The sequence below is a fragment of the Caballeronia sp. LZ016 genome, from assembly GCF_031450805.1.
In the GTDB taxonomy this organism is placed as follows: domain Bacteria; phylum Pseudomonadota; class Gammaproteobacteria; order Burkholderiales; family Burkholderiaceae; genus Caballeronia.
The window spans coordinates 201,249-221,138 of the sequence record NZ_JARTVY010000005.1 but is presented as its reverse complement, the minus strand read 5'-3'; the positions used below and the strand labels follow the sequence as shown (position 1 = coordinate 221,138).

Below are 19,890 nucleotides of genomic sequence, written 5' to 3'. Positions count from 1 at the left end.
GAGCCGTCTCGCTTCGACGAATTCAGGAGCGCCGGATTCCTAACGCAAGGAGCATCATCCGAGCACCGGCGCCTTTCGCCTGCCCGCGCCCTGTTCATACGCGAAGGCGAGCCCTAGCAGCGCCGCTTCATCCCACTGGCGACCTACGAAGATAAGCCCGAACGGCGCACCCGACTCGTAATACCCCGCCGGCACGGCGATGCCCGGCAGACCCGCGATGTTGATCTCCCCCACCGTCGTCTCCTGAATGATGTCGGTCCCGTGCAGCGGCGGAAGCTCGCATCGCATTTGTGGGAAGACGAGGGCGTCGAGTCTTTGCTCGTCGAACACTTTGTCGAAGATGCGCAAATAGCGCGCCTTCAGTTCGACGAATTCGGGCATCTCGGGCGGCAGCGACGGATTGGCGAGTGCGGCCTTGAAATCCGCGAGGCTGTGCATGTATTTCAGCACGCCGTCCGGTGCGAACGGGTCTTCGTCCCGCGTGGCCTCCGCGAATTCCGCGAAGCTCTTGATAGCGGCGCTCTTGCCGAGCCGCTCCAGGTATTTCTGCAAGTCGTAGGGAATGGACTCGAGACCGCGCGCATCGAAATTGTGAAGCGGCGCAGTCGGCTTGCGCAATTCGGCGAAGCCCGAGCCCTGGAACGGATCGTCGATCAGCGTCGCGCCGAGCGATACCAACTCACCCTTCACGCGCTCATACAGCCTCGCGGCTTCGTCGGAAAGCGGCTGCGTGCGCCATCCGGGACCGTACAGACCGATGCGTTTGCCCCGCAGCGCGTTGCGGTCCAGCGCGGCCGCATAGCCGCCATCCGGTTGCCGGCCGATGCTCGCGAGCGTTTTCGGATCTTCGCCCGTGTAGCCGGCGAGCACGTCGAGACAGAGTGCGGCATCCCGCACGTTGCGGGCGATCGGCCCGACTACATCGCGATTGCTGGACAACGGCACGACGCCCGCATTCGGCACGAGCCCGATAGTCGGCTTGATGCCCACGAGGTCTTGCGCCGATGCGGGGTTCTGTATCGATCCGCCGGTCTCTTCGGCGAGCCCGAGCACCGCCATGCCCGACGCCACCGCCGACGCCGTTCCCGCGCTGCTGCCGCCCGGCACGCGGTCGGGCTTCGCGACATTGATGGTGGGGCCGGCCCAGCTATCGTTCGCATGAGAGCCCGTGTGGCTCAGGATCGGAACGTTCGTCTTGCCGAGCAGGATCGCGCCCGCGCGCCGCATGCGCGCGACGACCGGCGCATCGCGCTCGGGCATCAGATCGATGCCGCCCGTCTTGCTGTAGAGCTTCGACCATCCCGCCGTGGTCGGAAAGCCGACCATGTCCATCGGGTCCTTGATGACGACAGGCACGCCCGCGAGCGGCCCCAGCGCTTCGCCGGCAGCGCGCCGTTCGTCGATCCTGCGGGCATCGTCGATTGCCGCCGGATTCAGAAAGATCAGCGCGTTGTAAGCGCCGTTATAGCGCTCGATCCGGTCGAAGCAGGCGCGCGCCAGTTGTTCCGCCGTGAAACTGCCGCTCCGGAAGCCTTCCTGCACGGCCTCGACCGTGAGATTGCCGAGATCGATGTCGATCGCACTGCGTGTATCCATTCGATGCCCCCGTTGAGTTGATTCGTTCTTCAGAGCTGAACGCCGCGCGTGAGCGCACCGTCGACGACGATGTTCGCGCCGCTCACGAAGCTCGCCGCCGGACTCGCGACGAATGCGACCGCATTGGCGATCTCCTGCGGCCTGGCCATGCGGCCGGTCGGGTTCAGCGCCAGCGCCCGTTCGAAAAGCGCCGGATCGTTGTGCTCGATCCAGTCCCACACGCCGCCTTCGAAGTACACGTTGCCCGGCGATACCGTGTTCGCGCGAATTCCCTTCGACGCCAGTTGATTCGCGAGCCCCTGCATGTAATGCACGAGCGCGGCCTTGAAGACGCCATATGGCCCGGCCGCGAAGTCGATCTCGCGGCCCGACACGCTCGAGATGGCGACGATCGATGCCGCCTGGCTCGCCGTGAGATAGGGCATGGCGGCATCCACGAGATTGACGGTGCCGAGCAGATCGGTTTCGAACTCCTTGCGCCACGATTCGATGTCGTTGCCGATGGCAAGCGCGCTCACGTTGGCCACGACGATGTCCAGCCCGCCCCACTCCGAACCGACGCGCCCGACCCACGCCTTCAGCGCGTCGCCATCCGAGACATCGACGGCCGCCCCCGACGCGCGCGCGCCGCTCAGTTCGGTCAGCGCATTCGCAGTCGCTTCGACGCTCGCCTGATCACGTGCGCAGATAGCGACTTCAGCGCCCTCGGAAGCAAGCGTGCGTGCGATCGCGAGACCGATGCCTTTGGTTCCGCCGGTCACGATCGCTTTCAAGCCCTTCAGTTGCAGGTCCATCTTCGTCGCTCCTTTGTCGATGAAATGACGCTACGACGGCGCTCATTCCCGCTCGCGCCCGTCCTCCGACGCCATGCCGCGCGCAATCTGCAGTACTTCCCCCGCCTGAATGACGGAATGGCAGATGTCGTCGATGGTCACGCGCTTTTCCATCGCCTGCGCGCGCAGCATGTCGTAAGCCTCGCGTTCGCTCACGCGATGCATGGTCATCAAGATGTTCTTGGCTTCCTGCAGATGCCGGCTGTCGAGCAGTTTCTGTTCGAGCTTCGCGATCCGTTGCGCATACTGACGCGCGCGCTTCGCGTGATGCAGCGCGATCACGACGGTGGACAGCAGGCCGGAGGCACGGATCGGCGTCGTGACGATGCCGTCCGATCCCATCTTGATCGCCTGATCGATGAAGGTCGGATTCTCATACGCCACCACGCAGATGACAGGCGGCGCATCCGGCCCGCCCCACTCGCCTTTCGGCGCGCGCTCTTCCGGGAGCAACGCGCGAAACACCAGATCCGTCTTCTCGGGCAGCGTGTCCGTGGGCGGCCAGCACCGCTCGACCTGAAAACCCATGCGCCGGAGATGGTTCGTAAGCGTCAGCCCGTCATCGTCGTCCGGATGAAACACGACGACGCGCGCATTGCGCTCGAGAATCGAACCGGTCAGGCTTCGCTGGCTTCTGTCCATTCGCGCGCTCACGTCAGTACTCTCGCGTGCTCAACTTCGTGACCCAGTCCCCGAGCGTCTGATGCGTCATGTATGGATCGGGGCCGACAGCGAACTTCGATTCGCGCAGGATGGTGAACTGGCCGTCGGCATTGGCGCGGCCGATGCGCGGAAAGAGCGCCATGTGATGATTGACCGGATCGATGCGTACCCTGCCCTGCGGCGCGGCATATTCCGAGCCGAGCAGATGCGGCATGATGACGTCGATCTCGTCGGACCCTGCCCGCGCGCACGCTTCCGCGAACATGTGCATCTGATAGTACGCGGCTTCCCAGTTCACGTCCGTCGGGGTGTCGGAGCCGTAGCGCGACTGGTGATGCGCCACCGCGCGGCGATTCTCTTCCGTGTCGACGCTCTGAAAATAAGGCGCCGCCGTGTAGTGCCCTGCCGCGATGCCGGGCTGCATCGCGTGAATTTCGGTCTCCGATGTATTGAGGCTGCCGATCGGCATGCGCGACGGATCGAAGTCCGCGTGCGCGTAGGCATCGTAAAGATAAGGCACCGTCGCACCGATGACCGTGCTGAAAATCCAGTCAGGCGACTTGCGGCGGATGTCCGCGACGACCTGTTCGAACTGCTCGCGCGTGGCGTCGAGCGACAGATAGCGTTCGCCGAGAATCGCGCCTTCCGGATGCTGTAGCAGCAGCTCCTGCATGGTGCGGTTGCATTCGTACGGATAGACGTAACTCGAACCGACGAAGTACACGCGCGCGCCGAAAGTCTCGGTCATGAAGTCCGCGAGTTGCACGCCGTTCTGATTCGGCGACGCCCCGCTGTAGATGATGTTGTCCGAGTACTCGAAACCCTCGTACATCTGCGCGTAGATCAGAAGCCGGTTGTGCTTTTCGACGACGGGCAACATCGCCTTGCGGCTGGTCGACGTGTAGCCGCCGAAGATGGTGTTGACGCCGTCCTTGACGATCAGCCGCTCCGCGAGTTCGCGGAACGCAGCCGGGTCGGACGCGGGATCGTAGTGAAGGGCGACGAGTTCGCGCCCGCCAATGCCGCCGCGCGCATTGATCTCTTCGACGGCGAGGCGCGCACCGCGCCATTGAGACTGCTCGAGCAACGCGGTCGAGCCGCTCGTCGAGCACAGCAGGCCCACTCGGATGGGATCGGACAAAGCCATTTCGTCACACGCTCTGGAATGCGCGCGGAACGGACGCTCCGCGCGTTGCAGCTACTGCCTGGGATGCTTCGGCCTGACCCGTTACTTCAAATAGTGCTTGGCGACCATCGCGCCCACCGTGTATTTTGGATCGACAAAATTGCCGAGTCGAACCTTGCCGACCTGGCTCAGCATCATGTACGCGTCCCACTTGTCGAAACCGTACTCCGCGGCCATCCAGAGCACGAGTTCGCGATAGGCGATGCGCGTCGCGTCTTCCAGCGGCCGGGCGCTGCCGATGCTCATCAGCGCATCCTCGTTCTCGAGGCGCGGCCAGTCGATCTGCCACTTCTTGATGAGGTCGACGCGTACGGTCGTCGTGCTCTGATATTCGACCGCCGTGCCGCAGACTTCGCCGTCGCCCTGACAGGCGTGGGCATCGCCGATGAAAAGCCGTCCGCCCGGCGAGCGCACCGGCAGATACGTGATGCTGCCGGGCCCCATGTCGGGCACGTCCATGTTGCCGCCGTGATTGTCGGGCGTGAGCGAGTTGATCGAATCGATCTCGGGCGAAAGACTCAGCGTGCCGATATGCGGCTTGTACGGCAGCGTGTTGCGCTTGCTCCAGTACACGTTCTCTTCGTCGATCTTTATCTTGCGCACCACTTCCGGAAGCGGCTCGTTCAGCAACGCGGTGTAGTCCGTGCCGGTCAGTCCGCCGAAGTTCGGGATCATGCAGCAGAAGCCGTGGGGATCGTCACCGCGCGGCGCCATCTTTTCGATGTACACGGCGACCACATCGCCCTTTTCCGCGCCTTCGATCATGATCGGCCCGTTCTGCGGATTGAGGAACGGCACCTGCAGCACTTCGGACGGCTTGTCCGTCTCCTCCTTGATCTTGCCTTCGAACGCATCGCGTGTTTCGACCACGACGCGATCGCCGGGCTTCACGTGCAGCACCGGCTGCGAGTACGGCCCGATGGTGTAGTGATAGGTCTTTTGCATCTCCTCGGTCAGGTGGTGTTCCACCGGTTCACGATCAGCGCCGACGCCACGCTTCATCATGATCGAGTCCTCAAGCCATTTCATGTTTCGCTCTCCGTCACAGTGCCAGATACTGGCGAATCAGTTGTTCGTCCGCGAGTTGCGCGGGACTCAGTGTCTCGACGATCCGTCCCTTGTCCATCACGCAGCAGCGTGTCGCGATGCGCTCGACCATGCCCATGTCCTGCTCGACCAGCACCACGCCGATCCCTGTTTCGCGCGCGATCTGCTGAAGCGTTTCACCGATCAGATCGACGATGGATGGCTGGATGCCTTCGGACGGCTCGTCGAGCAGGATCACCTTCGGCGAGCTGATGAGCGCCCGCGCGATCGCAAGCTGTTGCTGTTCGCCGCCGCTCATGGTTCCCGCTTTCTGCTGATAGCGCTTCTTCAGAATCGGGAAGTACCCGACCACTGTGTCCTTCATTCGCGCCGCCTGCGCGCGATTCGCCTGTGCGCCGACCTGCAGGTTCTCGGCGACCGTCAGCGCCCCGAAGACTTCGCGGCCCTGCGGCACGTAGCCCATGCCTTTCTGCGCGCGGGCATAAGGCTTATCGTGGCCGATGGATTCGCCATCGAGTTCGATGCTGCCCGCATCGAGGCCGATCAGACCGATCAACGCGCGCATCAGCGTCGTCTTGCCGACGCCGTTGCGTCCGATCAGCGCCAGCACTTCGCCGCGTCCGACACCGAACGACACGCCGTTGAGCACGCGCCCGCCGCCGTACCCCGCTTCCACGCCCGACACCTGAAGCAACGCGCTCATTTCTTCTTCCCCAAATAGACTTCCGCGACATCGTCGCGTGCGAGGATGTCGTCGAGCGGACCGTCGGCAAGCAGGCTTCCGCCGTGCAGAACCGTCACGCGCGAGGCGATCTGCTTGACGAAGGTCATGTCGTGCTCGACGACCATCATCGTGAGACCGGCCGCCGAAAGACGCTTGATGAGCTCGCCGGTCGCGTGCGTTTCCTCGACGGACATGCCCGCCACGGGTTCATCGAGAAACAGCAGCTTCGGACGCAGCGACACGGCCATCGCGATCTCGAGCCATTGCTTCTTGCCGTGTGACAGGTTGCGCGCGAGCACGTGTTCCTCGTTCTCCAGCATGAAGCGTTGCAACAGCTCGTCGAGACTTTCAGGCCGATCGTCTTTCGCACGATGCAGCGACAACTGCAGATGCTGGCGCACGGTCAGATCGGGAAACACGCCCGGAATCTGAAACTTGATGCTCATGCCCATGCGGATGCGTTCATGCGGCAGCACATGGCTCATGTCCTGGCCGAGAAACATCACGCTGCCTTCCGACGGCCGATGCTCTCCGGTGATGAGCTTGAAGAACGTGCTCTTGCCCGCACCGTTGGGCCCGATCACGCAGCGAATCTCGCCTGCATCGATACTGAAGTCGATGCCGTTGATGACGTGGGCGCCGCCGAAGTGCTTCTTGAGTCCGCGCGTTTCCAGCAGCGTGGTCATGACTTGCCCTCCTCTCGTTTGAGACATGCACCGCCGCGGCCCGTATCGTGGCCCGCGCGGCGATACAGACGCCGCAGATGCCGCGTGACGAACGGCAGCAGACCTTCCGGCGCTGCCAGCACGACGATCAGCAGGATCGCGCCGAGCAGAATGAGCGCGTACTGGCTGCCGTACACCGCGAGGTTCTGCGAGAGCCACACGAGCAGTGCCGTGCCGACGATGGTCCCGCCGATGCTCTTTCGCCCCGAGGTCGCGACCCAGATGACCGGCATCGCGGCGGAGGTGAGGCCCATCGTCGATGGCGTGATGTAGGAACCCCAGATCGTGTACAGCGCGCCCGACAATCCGCCGAGCGTGCACCCGAGCACGAAGACGAGAAGCTGATGGCGGCGGATGTCGACGCCCAGCATCTCCGCGCGCTGCGGATTCTCGCGAATGGCGATAAGCGTGAGTCCGAACGTGCCGTCGAGCAGCCTGCGTATCGCGACATAGACGACGAGCAGCAGGATCAGCACGAGGTAGTAGAAGCTCGCGTTTTCCAGCGTAAGCGGCCCGCCGGGCCAGGGAATCGTCAGCGGCGGCATGCCGCCCATGCCGTTGTAGCCGTTCAGCCGCGCTTCGCCGATCGCCCATTGCGGACCGGCCGTCTGCGACATGAAGGTTTCGAGCACGAGCGTCACCGAGAGCGTGACGATGCCGATGAACACGCCCTTGATGCGGCCATAGAAAATCATGTAGCCGATCAGCGCCGCGACGACGACGCTCACCGCCAGCCCCGCGCCGAGACCCAGCCATGAGTCGAACCACGCATCGCCGTAATTGAGCGTGAAGATGCCGTAGCTGTAACCCGCCAGGCCGAAGAAGGCGGTCTGCCCGAAGGACAGGATGCCGCCGTAGCCCCACATCGCGGCGAGGCCGACCGCACCGAACGCCCACAACAGGCAGTACGCGAGGTTGCCGCTCGTGGTGGCGTCCACGATGAGCGGCAGAACGAGGGCCACGAGCCAGGGGGCGTACTGCAGCGCGCGTGTCGTGGCGCCGGCCGGGGCCAGCCCCGAAGGCACTTTCGTTTGCTTCACGTCGGCCTCCTAGCGCGAGCGGGAAAAGAGATTGCCGAGACCTTGCGGCATCAGCCGGATCACGACGATGACCGTCACGAGCAAGCCGATCTGCCCGAACAGCTGACCATACGACGCCGTGAGCGCGGTCTGGATGACGGCGAGCACCGCGGCTGCGGGCGTGGTTCCCGCAATCACGTTCGCACCACCGACCACTACCGACACGAACGCCTGCACGATGAAGTTGCTGCCCATCGTCGGCACCGCGGTCATGGTCGGCGCATAGAGCGCGCCGGTCAGCCCGGCGAGCCCCGCGCCGAGCGCGAACGTCAGCGTATAGAGCCGGTCCGTGCGCAGGCCGAGACATTGCGCGATGTTGGCGTTCTGAATCGTGGCGCGGGCGCAGACGCCGTAATTCGTCTTGAAGAACAGCAGATAGAGGCCGAAGAGGATGGCGAGCGCGATAGCCGGCAGCAGCGCACGATATGTGGAGAACGAATAATCGCCGAGCGAGAACGATCCGAACGGCGTGCCGATGCCTTCTATCGAAGGACCGGCGACGAGCAGCATCGTCTGCTGCACGATGAGGCTGATTGCCCACGTCGCCACGACCGAATCGAACAAGCGATCGTACAGGTGACGAATGACGAGCCGCTCGATGACCACGCCCGCGATCGCCGCCGCAAGCGCGCCGAGCAGCATCGCAAGAGGAAGCGGCACGCCGCGCTTGGCCGCGAGGATCGTCACATACGCGCCGCACATGATGAACTCGCCATGCGCGAGATTGATGACGCCCATCATGCCGAAGATCACCGCGAGACCGAGCGCCGCAAGGACCAGATAGGCGAAGCTGTCGCCGAACTGATAGACGAGCGAATAGAGAACCGAAAAGGTGGCCATGCATGCTCCACGTTCAGAAGGCGAACGCGCGTTCGCCGTGTTCGGCGCGCGCGCGTCCGCCCGGATCAGGACTTCTTGGGCAGGTTCGACGGCGTGTACTGACGATGATCCGGCTTGTTGGGCAGATCGCAGCCCACCTTGCCGAGCCAGTACGGCTGCACGTTTTCCCAGACCTTCGGGATCTCGACGGAGTGATCGTCCTTCACGCGCACCAGATAGATGGTATGGCTCGCATGATGGCTTTTCGGATCGATGCAGACCTTGCCTTGCGCGCCTTCTGTGCAGATGCCGGTTTCAAGCGCCTTGCGCACTGCTTCCTGATTCGTCGTCTTCGCTTTTTCGACGGCGGCCTTGTAGAGATAGATGGCGTCGTAAGCGTTCGCGGCTTCCTGATTGATGTACGGCTCATTCGGGAACTTCGCGTGGAAGCGCTTCTTGAAGTCGTTGCTGGCGGGCGAATCGACTTCCTCCACGTAGTTCGCTGTGACGTACATGTCCTTCAGCGCAGGCGGTTTGAAGCGCTTGTGTTCATACGCCTGACCGACGTTCACCGAGCTTGCCATCGGCAGATTCAGATGCGATGAAGCCTGCTGTTCGTAGTACGACGCCTGATTCGCGCCGACCAGCAGCGTCACGACGAAGTCGGGCTTCGCCTTCTGGATGTTCTGGATCGTCTGCCCGAACTGCGATACGGACAGCGGAATGAATTCCTCGCCGACCATCGTGCCGCCGTTCTCCTTGACGATATTGCGCACCCATTCAGCCGAGATCTGCCCGAAGTTGTAGTCGGCGGCAATGGTGTACACCTTCTTGCCGTACTTCTGCATCATCCAGGGAATGAGGGTCGAGAATTGCTGCTCGGGGACGGCGCCCGTGACGAAGGTGTTGGTGTCGCACACGCCGCCTTCGTACTGGTTGTCGTACCAGTAGAGCTGATGCGCGCGATCCATGATGGGCCGTATCGCCTCGCGCGATGCGCTGGAGAACGCCCCGAAGATCACATCGGGCTTGTCGGTCTGAACCAGACGCCGCGCGAGTTCCTGGAACTTGGTGTTGTCGGACTGCGTGTCGTAGGCAATCAGCGAGACCGGACGTCCGAGGATGCCGCCCTTCGCGTTGATCTCATCGACTGCGAGCTGCGTGGCGTGAATCTTCGGGATGGTCGCCAGTGCGAAGTTTCCCGAGGCATCTTCCAGCAGGCCGATCTTTACCGGATCGGCGGCGCTCGATGCAAGCGATGTGAGGGCAAGTCCTGCGGTAAAGGCGAGACGCATCCAGCCCGACGGCTTCATCAACATGCGGGTTCTCCATAAATGAGCGCTAGAACAGGGGAAAAACGCGGACAAAAAAAAGCCCCCTGACGAACCGTCGGTTCGTCAGGGGGCTTCTGTGCCGGGTCCTCGGGCGGACATCTTTGTCGGGCCGCGAGGGATGAGGCCAAGTCTAATGCGTCAAATTTTTAGTTGTCAACGGCAATCAAAAATAGGCAGGACCGCAGAACGGCAGGGTTCCCGCGGCGTCACCCGGCTATCGATGTCCGGCCAGCGCGAGGAACGGCCTCGATCACGCGCACACATACTCACACAAGCCGCGCCCCGATTCGCACGACCCTGCCGAAGCCTGAAGGCTCGGCGAGAAACACATCGCGTGTCGCATTTTGTCGTTATCCAGGCGCGTTAGCGACGACGCCTATGCCTCGCGATCCGCAAACTCCAGCTAACAACCCAACAATGCCGAGGGCGACGCGCCTCATCGGCTGCTTCCTGCCTGCGCGCTCGATCAAGCGCGCCTCGCATCGAATCAGGAGTGAGACGATTGAGTCCTTTGCACGAGCAGAATGCCGGAACCAGAGCATCGTCGACCGTTACGCTGGGCGCGATCACCGTTGTCGACCGCGCGTTGCTGAAGCGCGCCGTCGGCGCGATGGCCCTAGGCAACGCGATGGAGTGGTTCGACTTCGGTGTCTATAGCTATATCGCGGTGGTTCTCGGCCGCGTGTTCTTTCCGTCCAGCAGCCCGTCGGCGCAACTGATCGCGACCTTCGGCACGTTCGCGGCAGCGTTCCTCGTGAGGCCAATCGGCGGCGCGGTATTCGGTCCGCTCGGCGACAAGATCGGCCGGCAGCGCGTGCTCGCGATGACGATGATCATGATGGCCGCAAGCACCTTCTGCATCGGTCTCATTCCGGGCCATGATTCGATCGGCATGCTGGCGCCCGTCTTGCTGCTGATTGCGCGCCTGGTACAAGGCTTCTCGGCCGGCGGAGAATATGGCGGCGCAGCGACCTTCATTGCCGAATTCGCGACGGACAGGCGGCGCGGATTCGCGGGCAGCTTTCTCGAAGTCGGAACCCTCGTCGGATACGTTTTCGGCGCAGGCACCGTCGCGCTGCTGACCACGAGCCTTTCGCACGAAGCGCTTCTATCGTGGGGCTGGCGCGTACCGTTTCTTATCGCCGGGCCGCTCGGACTCATCGGCCTCTACATTCGCATGAGGCTCGAGGAAACTCCCGTCTTCAAGAAAGAAGCCGAGATTCGCGAGGCGCACGAACGAGCGCGTCCTAAGCTCTCGCTGCGCGCCCTGCTCAGGCAGCAATTCCGGCCGATGATCCAGTGCGTCGGCCTCGTACTGATCTTCAACGTCACCGACTACATGGCGCTGTCGTATCTGCCGAGTTTCCTGTCGGCAACGCTGCACTTCGACGAGACACATAGCCTCTTCCTGGTGCTGATCGTCATGGTGCTGATGATCCCGATGACGCTCTGGGCCGGTCATCTGTCCGATCGCATCGGCCGCAGGCCCGTGATGATGTGCGGCTGCATCGGACTCTTTCTGTTGTCCATTCCCGCACTGCTGCTCATCCGGACGGGCGCGGCATGGCCGGTGTTCGCCGGGCTTTTCATGCTCGGCGCACTGCTCTCCACCTTCACTGGCGTGATGCCGTCGTCGCTGCCCGCATTGTTCCCCACGCGGATTCGTTATGGCGCGCTGGCGATCGGCTTCAACGTTTCGGTATCGCTTTTCGGGGGAACGACGCCCCTCGTCACCGCGTGGCTCGTCGAGCAGACCGGCAATCCGATGATTCCCGCTTACTACCTGATGGGAGCGTCCGTCATCGGCCTCGTGTCCGTGTTCGCCATGCGCGAGACGGCGGGCGCGCCGTTGCTCGGCTCCGGACCGTGCGTCGCGACGCGCGCCGAGGCGCTTGCAATGACGCACGACAAACTGAAGGTCGTGCCTGCGGTCAAACGCGAGATCGTTCCTCAAAAGAAGCGTGCCTGAGGGCGAGGCTCAGCGCGTCATGCTACGACCGTCCGCCGGCGCGTTCGTCCGGCGGACCTTCGGCGCCACAGCGTCGCGGCGCGCCTCGCGTTACACCGCGATTTCGCCCTGGTCTTCGCCCGCCCAATAGTGGATGCGCTCCGCGCTCACCCTGATCAGCACGATTCCCGGCGTCTCAAAGCCCTCTGCAAACCACTTTTCGATATCTTCATTCCAGTGGTCCTTCATCGCGGGCTTCTCGCGGATGAGTTCGGCGCGGCCCTCGACGGCTACGAACAGCGGCGGCGCACCGTCCGGTTTCGCGCTGCCGGTGAAGGTCAGCGCAACGGTAGGATCAGCCTCGATTTCCTGCACCATGTGCGTCTTCTCGAGCGTGAAGTAGTAGCTGTCCCCGTCGAACCTGACATCGCGGTTATTGCTCATCGGCCTCGCGGCGATCTTGCCGTTCAACGCGCGCGTCGACAGCATCGCGAAATCGATCTCGGCCATACGGCTCGCGAGTTCATCCAAGCTCAGTGTGCTCATCGGTTTTCCTCCTGTTCGGTCGATAACGCCAACGACGTGCGCAACGCTCGTGCCGCTTCTTGTCGTGGACATGAACAGGGATCGGGATGCTTCGTATGAGGATTGCGACCGTGACACGGATGAACCCCGATCGTGCCTGCAAGATCAACGCTTGCAACGCGCACGATTCGCGTTCGGCCTGACGTCGAGCATCGCCAGCACAGGCCGCAGCGCGCCTTCCAGCAGTTCGCGCTTCGGGTTGACGCGCGCGAGCACGCGCAAGCCCATGAGTGACGCGAGGAGCGACTTCGCCATGTCGGCGGCGTCGATATCGGAGGAAACGGTGCCGTCCTCCTGCCCCGCCGTCACGCAGCGCGCGAAGAAGCCTTCGATGTCCTTCAGCATGCGATTCAACACGCGCTGAAACTGCTTGTCGTGCGGCGCGAGTTCCATCGCCGAGTTCACGATCAGACAGCCCTTGCGATGCGGGTCCTTCACCGAAAGCCGAATGACTTCATCGAAGAACATGACAATGGCATCGCGCGGGGCCACCTGATGCTCGAGCCGCTGCACGCGCGCGCGAAATCCGCGTTCGACGTAACGTTCGAGTGCGCGTTCATAGAGCGCGCGCTTGTCCCCGAACGCGTTATAAAGGCTCGCGGACGTGAGGCCCATCGCTGCAGCCAGATCGCGCACCGACGTTGCTTCATAGCCGCGCGACCAGAACTGCGCGGTGGCCGCATCGAGCACGGCATCTTCGTCGAATTGACGCGGACGTGGCATGCGCGCGCTCCTTCGTTACGCGGACTTCGGGTAGTTCGACGGGAACAGCGCGCGCTTGGTCTCGTCGTCGTTGACGGTCTTGAACGCATGCGTCTTGTTCACCGCGCGCGCACGTTCCACTGCAGGCCGCGCGTCGATCTTCGCGAACCAGCGCTGCAACGCGGGATAGGCGGCAAGCGGAGCGTCGCTGTTCCTGAACACGCGCGATGCGCGATCGATCCATCCCCACGCCGACATGTCCGCGATCGTATAGCTGTCGCCGACGATGAACTCGCGGCCCTTCAGTCTCTCGTCGAGCACTTCGTAATGGCGCTCCGCCTCGCGCCGGTAGCGGTTCACAGCGTAGTCGAGCCCTTCGGGCGCTGCATACTGGAAGTGCACGGCCTGCCCGGAGAACGGCCCGAGTCCGCTCGCGACGAACATCAGCCACGACAGCAGTTGCGGGCGATCTTCCGGCGCGCCGAGAAACTGGCCGCTTTTTTCCGCGAGATAGAGCAGGATGGCGGTGGAATCGAATACGGCTGCGGGCTTGCCGCTCGGCCCTTGCGTATCGACGATGGCCGGCACCTTGCCGTTCGGGTTGATGGCGCGGAACGCCGGCGAATGCTGCTCGCCCTTGCTCGTGTCGACAGGCTTCAGCACGTAAGGCAGTCCCGATTCTTCGAGAAAGAGCGCGATCTTCGCGGGATTGGGCGTCGGGTGAAAATAAAACTCGATCATGCAGGTCGTCTCCGTGTCGTGGCCACTATCGCGACATTTTAGATCGATCGATCCACAACGCGCAGAAGCGAGAGCCGATCCGCGAGGGCGGCTCGTCACGAATCGGGTGCAAGAGACTGCATGAGGCGCGTGAGGTCACGCGGTTCCACGCGGATGAGTCCGCCTTTCGGGCTGTCGATATCGGCGATGAGCGCGAGCGAAAGCGCGACCGTCGCCGGAAGAATGGTGATGAGCAGGCCTTTGCGCAGGCTTCCCTTCGCGCCGTAGCCTTGCACCACGCAACCGACCAGGGCGATGACGATCATCAGATACCACGCGCCGAGCGGAATGTGATTGATGCGGGCGGCCTCCGAATAGTCCTGCGAGTTGAGGACGTCGTTCATGCCCGACACGACCAGTGCGCCGATGGGCGTCGGCTGCGCTTTCGCCACTTGCGTTGCAAGTTGCCAGAGCTCGGCCTCGACGCGGGTGGTATCGCTCGCGATTCTTGCGAGTTCGCCGGACGAGCGCGTTTTATAGTTCGCCAGTCTCAGCTTCGCATAGCGGATCAGCGCGGACTTGATCTTCGCGCCGGTCGCGGCATCGGCGAGATCGGCGCGGGCGTACTCGGTGCCGATGGCATTCGCTTCGCTTTCCTCCAGCGTCTTGCGCAAGTCGTAGCGGTTGACCGCCATCGACAGGCTGAAGCCCACGAGCAGCGCGAGCAGCGTCAGCGTCGATGTCTGGATGAGATTGAAGTCTTCGCGGTCGCTCTCGGGCAGCACCGCCCAGCGGCGCAGCACGTACGCGCCGAACGCTACCGCGCTCACGAACAGCGCGAGCAGAACGACGAACACCACAGCCGGATAGTCGACGAAGGTTGTCATCCCGATCCCAGGTCGCGCGTGTGAAGAGCGTTCGCGCGCAGCGGAACGCGAACGTGATTCATGCCCCTTGCAGCAATACTCGAAAAGCGCGGCACCGAGTGATGATTGGGGCTATCGGCGCGCGCGCTTCGATCGACGGCCGTTATGGTGCTGTGGGATCTCACGGCGAGGGCTTGCCGCATCCGGTTAATGCCAAGCGTGGCCCGAACGCGGATCGCACGCACCTTAGCGAGCCGGCCCCGCGCCGGCAATGCCGATCGCATTCAGTTCCTTCAGCACTTCGTCGCTCAGCACGATATCGGCGGCCTTCAGGTTCTCGCGCAAATGCGTCACCGACGACGTGCCCGGAATCAGCAGAATGTTCGGGGATCGATGCAGCAGCCACGCGAGTGCGATCTGCATCGGGGTTGCACTCAGACGCGCCGCGATCCGGGCCAGCGTGTCCGATTGAATCGGCGAAAAACCGCCGAGCGGGAAGAACGGCACATACGCGCTGTGCTCCCGCGCGAGTTCGTCGACGAGCGCGTCGTCATCGCGATTCACGAGGTTGTAGTGATTCTGGACGCAAACGATCGGCGCGATCTTCCGTGCGTCCCGCACCTGCATCGATGTCGCGTTGGACAAGCCGATGTGCCGTATCTTGCCTTCCTGCTGCATCGTTGCGAGCGCGTGCATCTGCGGCTCGATGGAGCCTTCGGTCGGCCTGTGGATGTCGCCCATGATGCGCAGATTGACCACGTCGATGGCATCGACGGCGAGGTTGCGAAGATTGTCTTCGACGCCGCGACGCAAGTCATCTGGCTCGAAAGCGGGCAGCCAGCCGCCCTTGTCGTCACGCACCGCGCCGAGCTTGGTCACGATGGTCAGGTTCGATGGATACGGATGCAGCGCCTCGCGAATGATCTCGTTGGTCACGTGCGGGCCGTAGAAATCGCTCGTGTCGATGTGATTCACCCCCGCTGCAACGGCTTCCCTCAACACCGCGAGCGCGGACGCGCGATCCTTCGGCGGACCGAATACGCCCGGTCCCGCAAGCTGCATCGCGCCATAGCCCATTCGATTCACTTCGCGTCCCGCAAACTCATAGGTCTTCATCATTGCACGGCTCCCGGTGGCAGATTGGATGGCGCATTATCTCCAGCTTGCAGCGTCGATTGAATACCGCTAAGTTGCACGGGTTGTTCAAAAAACAAAACGGTCCGAATGTGGAACTGAACGATCTCGCTGCCTTTGTCTCCGTCGCCCGGGCAGGCGGCTTCCGCGACGCGGCCCGTACGAACGGCGTATCGGCTTCGAGCCTTTCGATGGCCGTGCGCAGGCTCGAGACCAAGCTGGGCTTGCGCTTGCTGAACCGCACGACGCGCAGCGTGTCGCCGACCGAGGCGGGTCAGCGGTTGATAGAAACGCTCACGCCGTTGTTCGGCGAAATGGAAGCGGCGCTGGATGTGCTGAACGGCTATCGCGATTCGCCGAGCGGCACGCTCAGGCTCAATGTCCCCGCGAGCGCCGCACGCACGCTGCTGCCGGGGCTGCTCGCGGGGTTCATGCACGCGTATCCCGACATCCGCGTCGAAGTGATGGTGGAGGACGGCTTCGTCGATGTCCTGTCGATCGGTTGCGATGCGGGCATACGCTACGACGACAAGCTCGAACAGGACATGATCGCCATGCCGATCGGCCCGCGCATCGACCAATTCACGACCGCCGCTTCGCCCGCCTATTTGCGCGCGCACGGCACGCCCCGCCATCCGCGTGATCTGCTTTCGCATACCACCGTGCGGGGACAATTCTCCGGCGGTGCGCGGCCCGCGTGGCAGTTCGAGCGCGATGGCGAAGTGGTTCGCGTCGATCCGCCGTCGCGCCTCGTCGTGCGTCCCGGCGCGGCGTTGGGCCTGATGATCGACGCGGCGATCGCAGGTCTCGGGGTCATCCATCTGTTCGAGGAGATGTTGCAGCCGCACGTCGAAAGCGGTGCGCTCGTGCCGATACTCGACGACTGGAGACAGCCGTTTTCCGGGCCGTTTCTCTACTATCCGGGACGCCGGCATGTGCCCGCGCCGCTGCGCGCGTTCATCGACTGGCTAAAGCAGAACGACCGCATGTAGCGGCGCATGCGGTCGTGCTCGCCTGCCTTCGCAAGGCATATGTAAGCACGGCCAACGATTCTCTTTCCGACACCGTCCCGTCATTTCCGCGCCCTATATTCGTCAATCGCCGCAACCGGCAGTCGCAGCACGGCCGGTTACGCGCGCACAACAACACGTCCTTCGAACTTCCACGAGCGGGGTCTCGGCAGGCGGTCTTTCTTGCCGGCGACATCGAGCATGGCATGCGGCCGGTGCATGGGCATCGGACGTGACGAGCCAGGCCGGGTCGCCGGGAGGATCGGCTGCGGTGAAGGCAATCGAAGGTTTCGAGGATCAGCAGGAAAGAAGGAGCACTTGCCCCGTGAACTCCCGTCGCAAATTTCTTCAAGGCACGGCGACTGCCGGCCTGTCGGCCGCGGCCCTGAGCGTATTTCCCCCGAGCATCCGCCGCGCGCTCGCGATTCCCGCGCATCACGACACCGGCACGATCAAGGACGTCAAGCACGTCGTCATTCTGATGATGGAGAACCGCGCGTTCGACCATTACTTCGGCACCTATAAGGGCGTGCGCGGCTACGGCGATCGCTTCACGATCCCGCTGCCTGACGGCCGCAACGTATGGCAGCAGATCGACGCGAACGGCAACATCGACCTGCCCTACCATCTCGACGAAACCAGAGGCAATGCGCAGCGCGTCGCCGGGACGCCGCATAGCTGGGTCGACACGCAGAATGCGTGGGATGGCGGCCGCATGGCTGCGTGGCCGGTGTCGAAGAAGAACCAGACGATGGGTTACTTCGACAACGCTGAAATTCCATTCCAGCGCGCGCTGGCCGAAGCCTTCACGATTTGCGACGACTATCACTGCGCGTTTCTCGGCGGCACGCACCCGAACCGCATCATCCATGCGACGGGCACGCATGGTCCTGCCTATGGCAAGACCTTTGTGAACAACTTCAGCGGAGACTTCGACGTGACCACGTCCGCCTCCGCGTACTTCGACTGGAAGACGACCGCCGAGCGCCTCGAAGACGCCGGCGTCACGTGGAAGGTCTATCAGAACATCAAGAACACCTACGGCTGCAATCCGCTGCTCGGCTTCAGGCAGTTTCGCAAGGCCAACGAGGCACTGCCTGCGACGCGCCAGGTCAACACGTCGCTCACGCAGGCCGCCGAGCCGGCCTTCAGTCCCGCCGATGCCGTGGCCCAGCCGCTGATCAAGGGCTACGCGAACACCCTGCCGACCACCGACACGGACCCGAATACCAACGGCACGTTCGTCGAGGCGTTCGCCGACGACGTAAAGAACGGCCGCCTGCCGGAAGTCTCGTGGGTGATTCCGACGGACGTCTACTCCGAGCACCCGGGGCCGTCGAGCCCGGTTCAGGGCGCGTGGTTCGTGCAGCAATTCCTCGATGCGCTCACCGCCGTGCCCGAGGTCTGGAGCAAGACCGTGCTGCTCGTCAATTTCGACGAGAACGATGGCTTCTTCGATCACGTGCCTCCGGCCGCGGCGCCGTCGCCGAACGGTGACGGCACCTACGCCGGCAAGACCACGCTGAACGGCGCCGACCTGAGCGCCGAATATTTCACGCATCCGTACGTGACTCGCGCCGATACCGGCGCGCAGCCCAACAGCCAGCCCGCCGGTCCCGACGGCAAGCCGTACGGACCCGGCCCGCGCGTGCCGCTGTGGGTGATCTCGCCGTGGAGCCGTGGCGGCTGGGTCAATTCGCAGACGTTCGACCACACATCGGTGCTGCGTTTCCTCGAAGCGCGCTTCGGCATCAAGGAGAGCAACATCTCACCGTATCGCCGGCTGATCAATGGCGATCTGACGACGGCGTTCAATTTCGCGTCGCCGAACAACGAACCGCTGCCGACCATCGCGGGCGAAAAAAGCAAGGCCGACGCCGATGCGCTGCGCGCAACGCAGCAGGCGCTCGGACAGATCGTGCCCGATGCGAACCGCGGCATGCCGAAGCAGGCAAGCGGCTTCCGCCCGTCGCGTGCGCTGCCCTATGAACTCCATGCCAGCGCTCATGTCGATACGGCCTCCGGCGCCGTCCGGCTGCTGTTCGCCAACACCGGTCGGCAGGGCGCCGTGTTCCACGTCTACGACAAGTTGCATCTGGACCGCTTGCCGAAGCGTTATGCAGTGGAGCCGGGCAAGACGCTGGACGACGTGTGGACGCCGACTTCGACGGACCAGGGCCGATACGATCTCTGGGTACTCGGCCCGAACGGTTTCCATCGCGAATTCAGGGGCCAGCTCGCCGCGCAGAAGGGGCACCGGGACGTCAATCCGGAAGTGCGTGTCGGCTACGGCTTGCTGACTGGCACGCTGCACCTGCAACTGCGCAACGATGGCGCGGGGCCGGCGCAGTTCACCGTCAGGTCGAACAAGTTCTACGGTGCATTGCAGGCGTTTCCGGGTCTGCCCGTTCCGGGCTTCGGTCGAAATCCATCCGGCTTCGGCGGCTTTCCTGCGCCGGGCTTCGGCGCCTGGCCGGCGCCCGCGCCTTTCGGTCGCGATGATGCGCTCGGCGCGGGAAATAGCTGGACGGTAAGCACGAACGGCGCACTTCCTGCCGCGCTGTTCTGGAACGTCGCTCAGACCGGGTACTGGTATGACTTCGAAATCACGAGCGCCACGGACCGCAGCTTCTTCCGGCGCATCGCTGGACGGATGGAGACGGGCCGACATTCGGTAACCGACCCGGCGATGGGCATGCCCGACAGCTTCTGAAGCGGCACAAGGGGCGCCCCGTGTCGGTCCGGCGCCTCTCGCTTGTTGATCTCACCGGCCGCAGCGCGGCTTGACAGCGGCCGGCGTGGACACTGAGAGTCCGGCCGCTAACGACAGCGGCGTTTCAGAGACAAGTGATCGCGTCCACCGCTTTGGGCCTCCTCCCGTTCCGCCGATTGGATGCACGGCGCCTCGCTGATCTGGCT

Annotated in this window: 18 protein-coding genes; 3 read left to right on the top strand and 15 right to left on the bottom strand. The window is 63.4% G+C overall.

Annotated features, from left to right (window positions below; genetic code table 11):
• Positions 1 to 54 precede the first annotated feature (54 nt).
• The 10 genes from P9220_RS24815 to P9220_RS24770 form a co-directional block, all read right to left on the bottom strand.
• On the bottom strand, positions 55 to 1,596 hold the full coding sequence (locus tag P9220_RS24815; RefSeq protein WP_309768500.1) for an amidase: 1,542 nt from the start codon (positions 1,594 to 1,596) through the stop codon (positions 55 to 57).
• Positions 1,597 to 1,625: 29 nt separating this feature from the next.
• Complete coding sequence (locus tag P9220_RS24810) at positions 1,626 to 2,390, bottom strand: SDR family NAD(P)-dependent oxidoreductase (protein ID WP_309768499.1); 765 nt, start codon at positions 2,388 to 2,390, stop codon at positions 1,626 to 1,628.
• Positions 2,391 to 2,432: 42 nt separating this feature from the next.
• A complete protein-coding gene (locus P9220_RS24805) occupies positions 2,433 to 3,083 on the bottom strand; it encodes an ANTAR domain-containing protein (RefSeq protein WP_309768498.1) in 651 nt (216 codons plus the stop codon).
• A 1-nt stretch (position 3,084) separates the two neighbouring features.
• Positions 3,085 to 4,239, bottom strand: a complete 1,155-nt coding sequence (locus P9220_RS24800; RefSeq protein WP_309768497.1) for a transporter substrate-binding domain-containing protein — start codon at positions 4,237 to 4,239, stop codon at positions 3,085 to 3,087.
• Between the two features lie 81 nt (positions 4,240 to 4,320).
• Positions 4,321 to 5,307: an acetamidase/formamidase family protein gene (locus tag P9220_RS24795; RefSeq protein ID WP_014252311.1), complete on the bottom strand. Its 987-nt coding sequence runs from the start codon at positions 5,305 to 5,307 to the stop codon at positions 4,321 to 4,323.
• Between the two features lie 13 nt (positions 5,308 to 5,320).
• The gene (locus P9220_RS24790) at positions 5,321 to 6,028 is read right to left on the bottom strand and encodes an ABC transporter ATP-binding protein (protein WP_309768496.1); all 708 of its coding nucleotides are present in this window, start codon (positions 6,026 to 6,028) and stop codon (positions 5,321 to 5,323) included.
• Positions 6,025 to 6,735 carry an ABC transporter ATP-binding protein gene (locus P9220_RS24785; protein WP_309768495.1) on the bottom strand — a complete coding sequence of 237 codons (711 nt, stop codon included), beginning with the start codon at positions 6,733 to 6,735 and terminating at the stop codon, positions 6,025 to 6,027. Before P9220_RS24785 ends, P9220_RS24790 begins: the two co-directional genes overlap by 4 nt.
• Positions 6,732 to 7,814: an ABC transporter permease subunit gene (locus tag P9220_RS24780; protein ID WP_309768494.1), complete on the bottom strand. Its 1,083-nt coding sequence runs from the start codon at positions 7,812 to 7,814 to the stop codon at positions 6,732 to 6,734. Before P9220_RS24780 ends, P9220_RS24785 begins: the two co-directional genes overlap by 4 nt.
• 9 nt (positions 7,815 to 7,823) lie before the next feature.
• Complete coding sequence (locus P9220_RS24775) at positions 7,824 to 8,693, bottom strand: ABC transporter permease subunit (RefSeq protein ID WP_309768493.1); 870 nt, start codon at positions 8,691 to 8,693, stop codon at positions 7,824 to 7,826.
• A 65-nt stretch (positions 8,694 to 8,758) separates the two neighbouring features.
• The gene (locus P9220_RS24770) at positions 8,759 to 9,991 is read right to left on the bottom strand and encodes an urea ABC transporter substrate-binding protein (RefSeq protein ID WP_309768492.1); all 1,233 of its coding nucleotides are present in this window, start codon (positions 9,989 to 9,991) and stop codon (positions 8,759 to 8,761) included.
• 517 nt (positions 9,992 to 10,508) lie between these two features.
• Here P9220_RS24770 and proP point away from each other — a divergent pair.
• Positions 10,509 to 11,975 (top strand): glycine betaine/L-proline transporter ProP, encoded by a 1,467-nt coding sequence (gene proP, locus P9220_RS24765; protein WP_309768491.1) that lies wholly within the window; start codon positions 10,509 to 10,511, stop codon positions 11,973 to 11,975.
• A gap of 90 nt (positions 11,976 to 12,065) precedes the next feature.
• Here the strand turns inward: proP and P9220_RS24760 are convergent, their stop codons facing one another.
• The 5 genes from P9220_RS24760 to P9220_RS24740 all read right to left on the bottom strand — a co-directional run bounded on the left by P9220_RS24760 (position 12,066) and on the right by P9220_RS24740 (position 15,946).
• Complete coding sequence (locus P9220_RS24760; RefSeq protein WP_309768490.1) at positions 12,066 to 12,500, bottom strand: pyridoxamine 5'-phosphate oxidase family protein; 435 nt, start codon at positions 12,498 to 12,500, stop codon at positions 12,066 to 12,068.
• 144 nt (positions 12,501 to 12,644) lie between these two features.
• The gene (locus P9220_RS24755) at positions 12,645 to 13,262 is read right to left on the bottom strand and encodes a TetR/AcrR family transcriptional regulator (RefSeq protein WP_309768489.1); all 618 of its coding nucleotides are present in this window, start codon (positions 13,260 to 13,262) and stop codon (positions 12,645 to 12,647) included.
• Between the two features lie 15 nt (positions 13,263 to 13,277).
• The gene (locus P9220_RS24750) at positions 13,278 to 13,982 is read right to left on the bottom strand and encodes a glutathione S-transferase C-terminal domain-containing protein (RefSeq protein ID WP_309768488.1); all 705 of its coding nucleotides are present in this window, start codon (positions 13,980 to 13,982) and stop codon (positions 13,278 to 13,280) included.
• A gap of 95 nt (positions 13,983 to 14,077) precedes the next feature.
• Positions 14,078 to 14,848 (bottom strand): hypothetical protein, encoded by a 771-nt coding sequence (locus P9220_RS24745; protein WP_309768487.1) that lies wholly within the window; start codon positions 14,846 to 14,848, stop codon positions 14,078 to 14,080.
• Positions 14,849 to 15,073: 225 nt separating this feature from the next.
• On the bottom strand, positions 15,074 to 15,946 hold the full coding sequence (locus P9220_RS24740) for an aldo/keto reductase family oxidoreductase (protein WP_309768486.1): 873 nt from the start codon (positions 15,944 to 15,946) through the stop codon (positions 15,074 to 15,076).
• Between the two features lie 107 nt (positions 15,947 to 16,053).
• On the opposite strand from P9220_RS24740, the gene P9220_RS24735 reads away from it, so the two are divergent.
• Together P9220_RS24735 and P9220_RS24730 are read left to right on the top strand one after the other, a co-directional pair.
• Entirely contained in the window at positions 16,054 to 16,953 is a 900-nt protein-coding gene (locus P9220_RS24735; protein ID WP_309768485.1) for a LysR family transcriptional regulator, read from the top strand.
• 343 nt (positions 16,954 to 17,296) lie between these two features.
• Positions 17,297 to 19,684: a phosphocholine-specific phospholipase C gene (locus P9220_RS24730; RefSeq protein ID WP_309768484.1), complete on the top strand. Its 2,388-nt coding sequence runs from the start codon at positions 17,297 to 17,299 to the stop codon at positions 19,682 to 19,684.
• Positions 19,685 to 19,890: the final 206 nt, after the last annotated feature.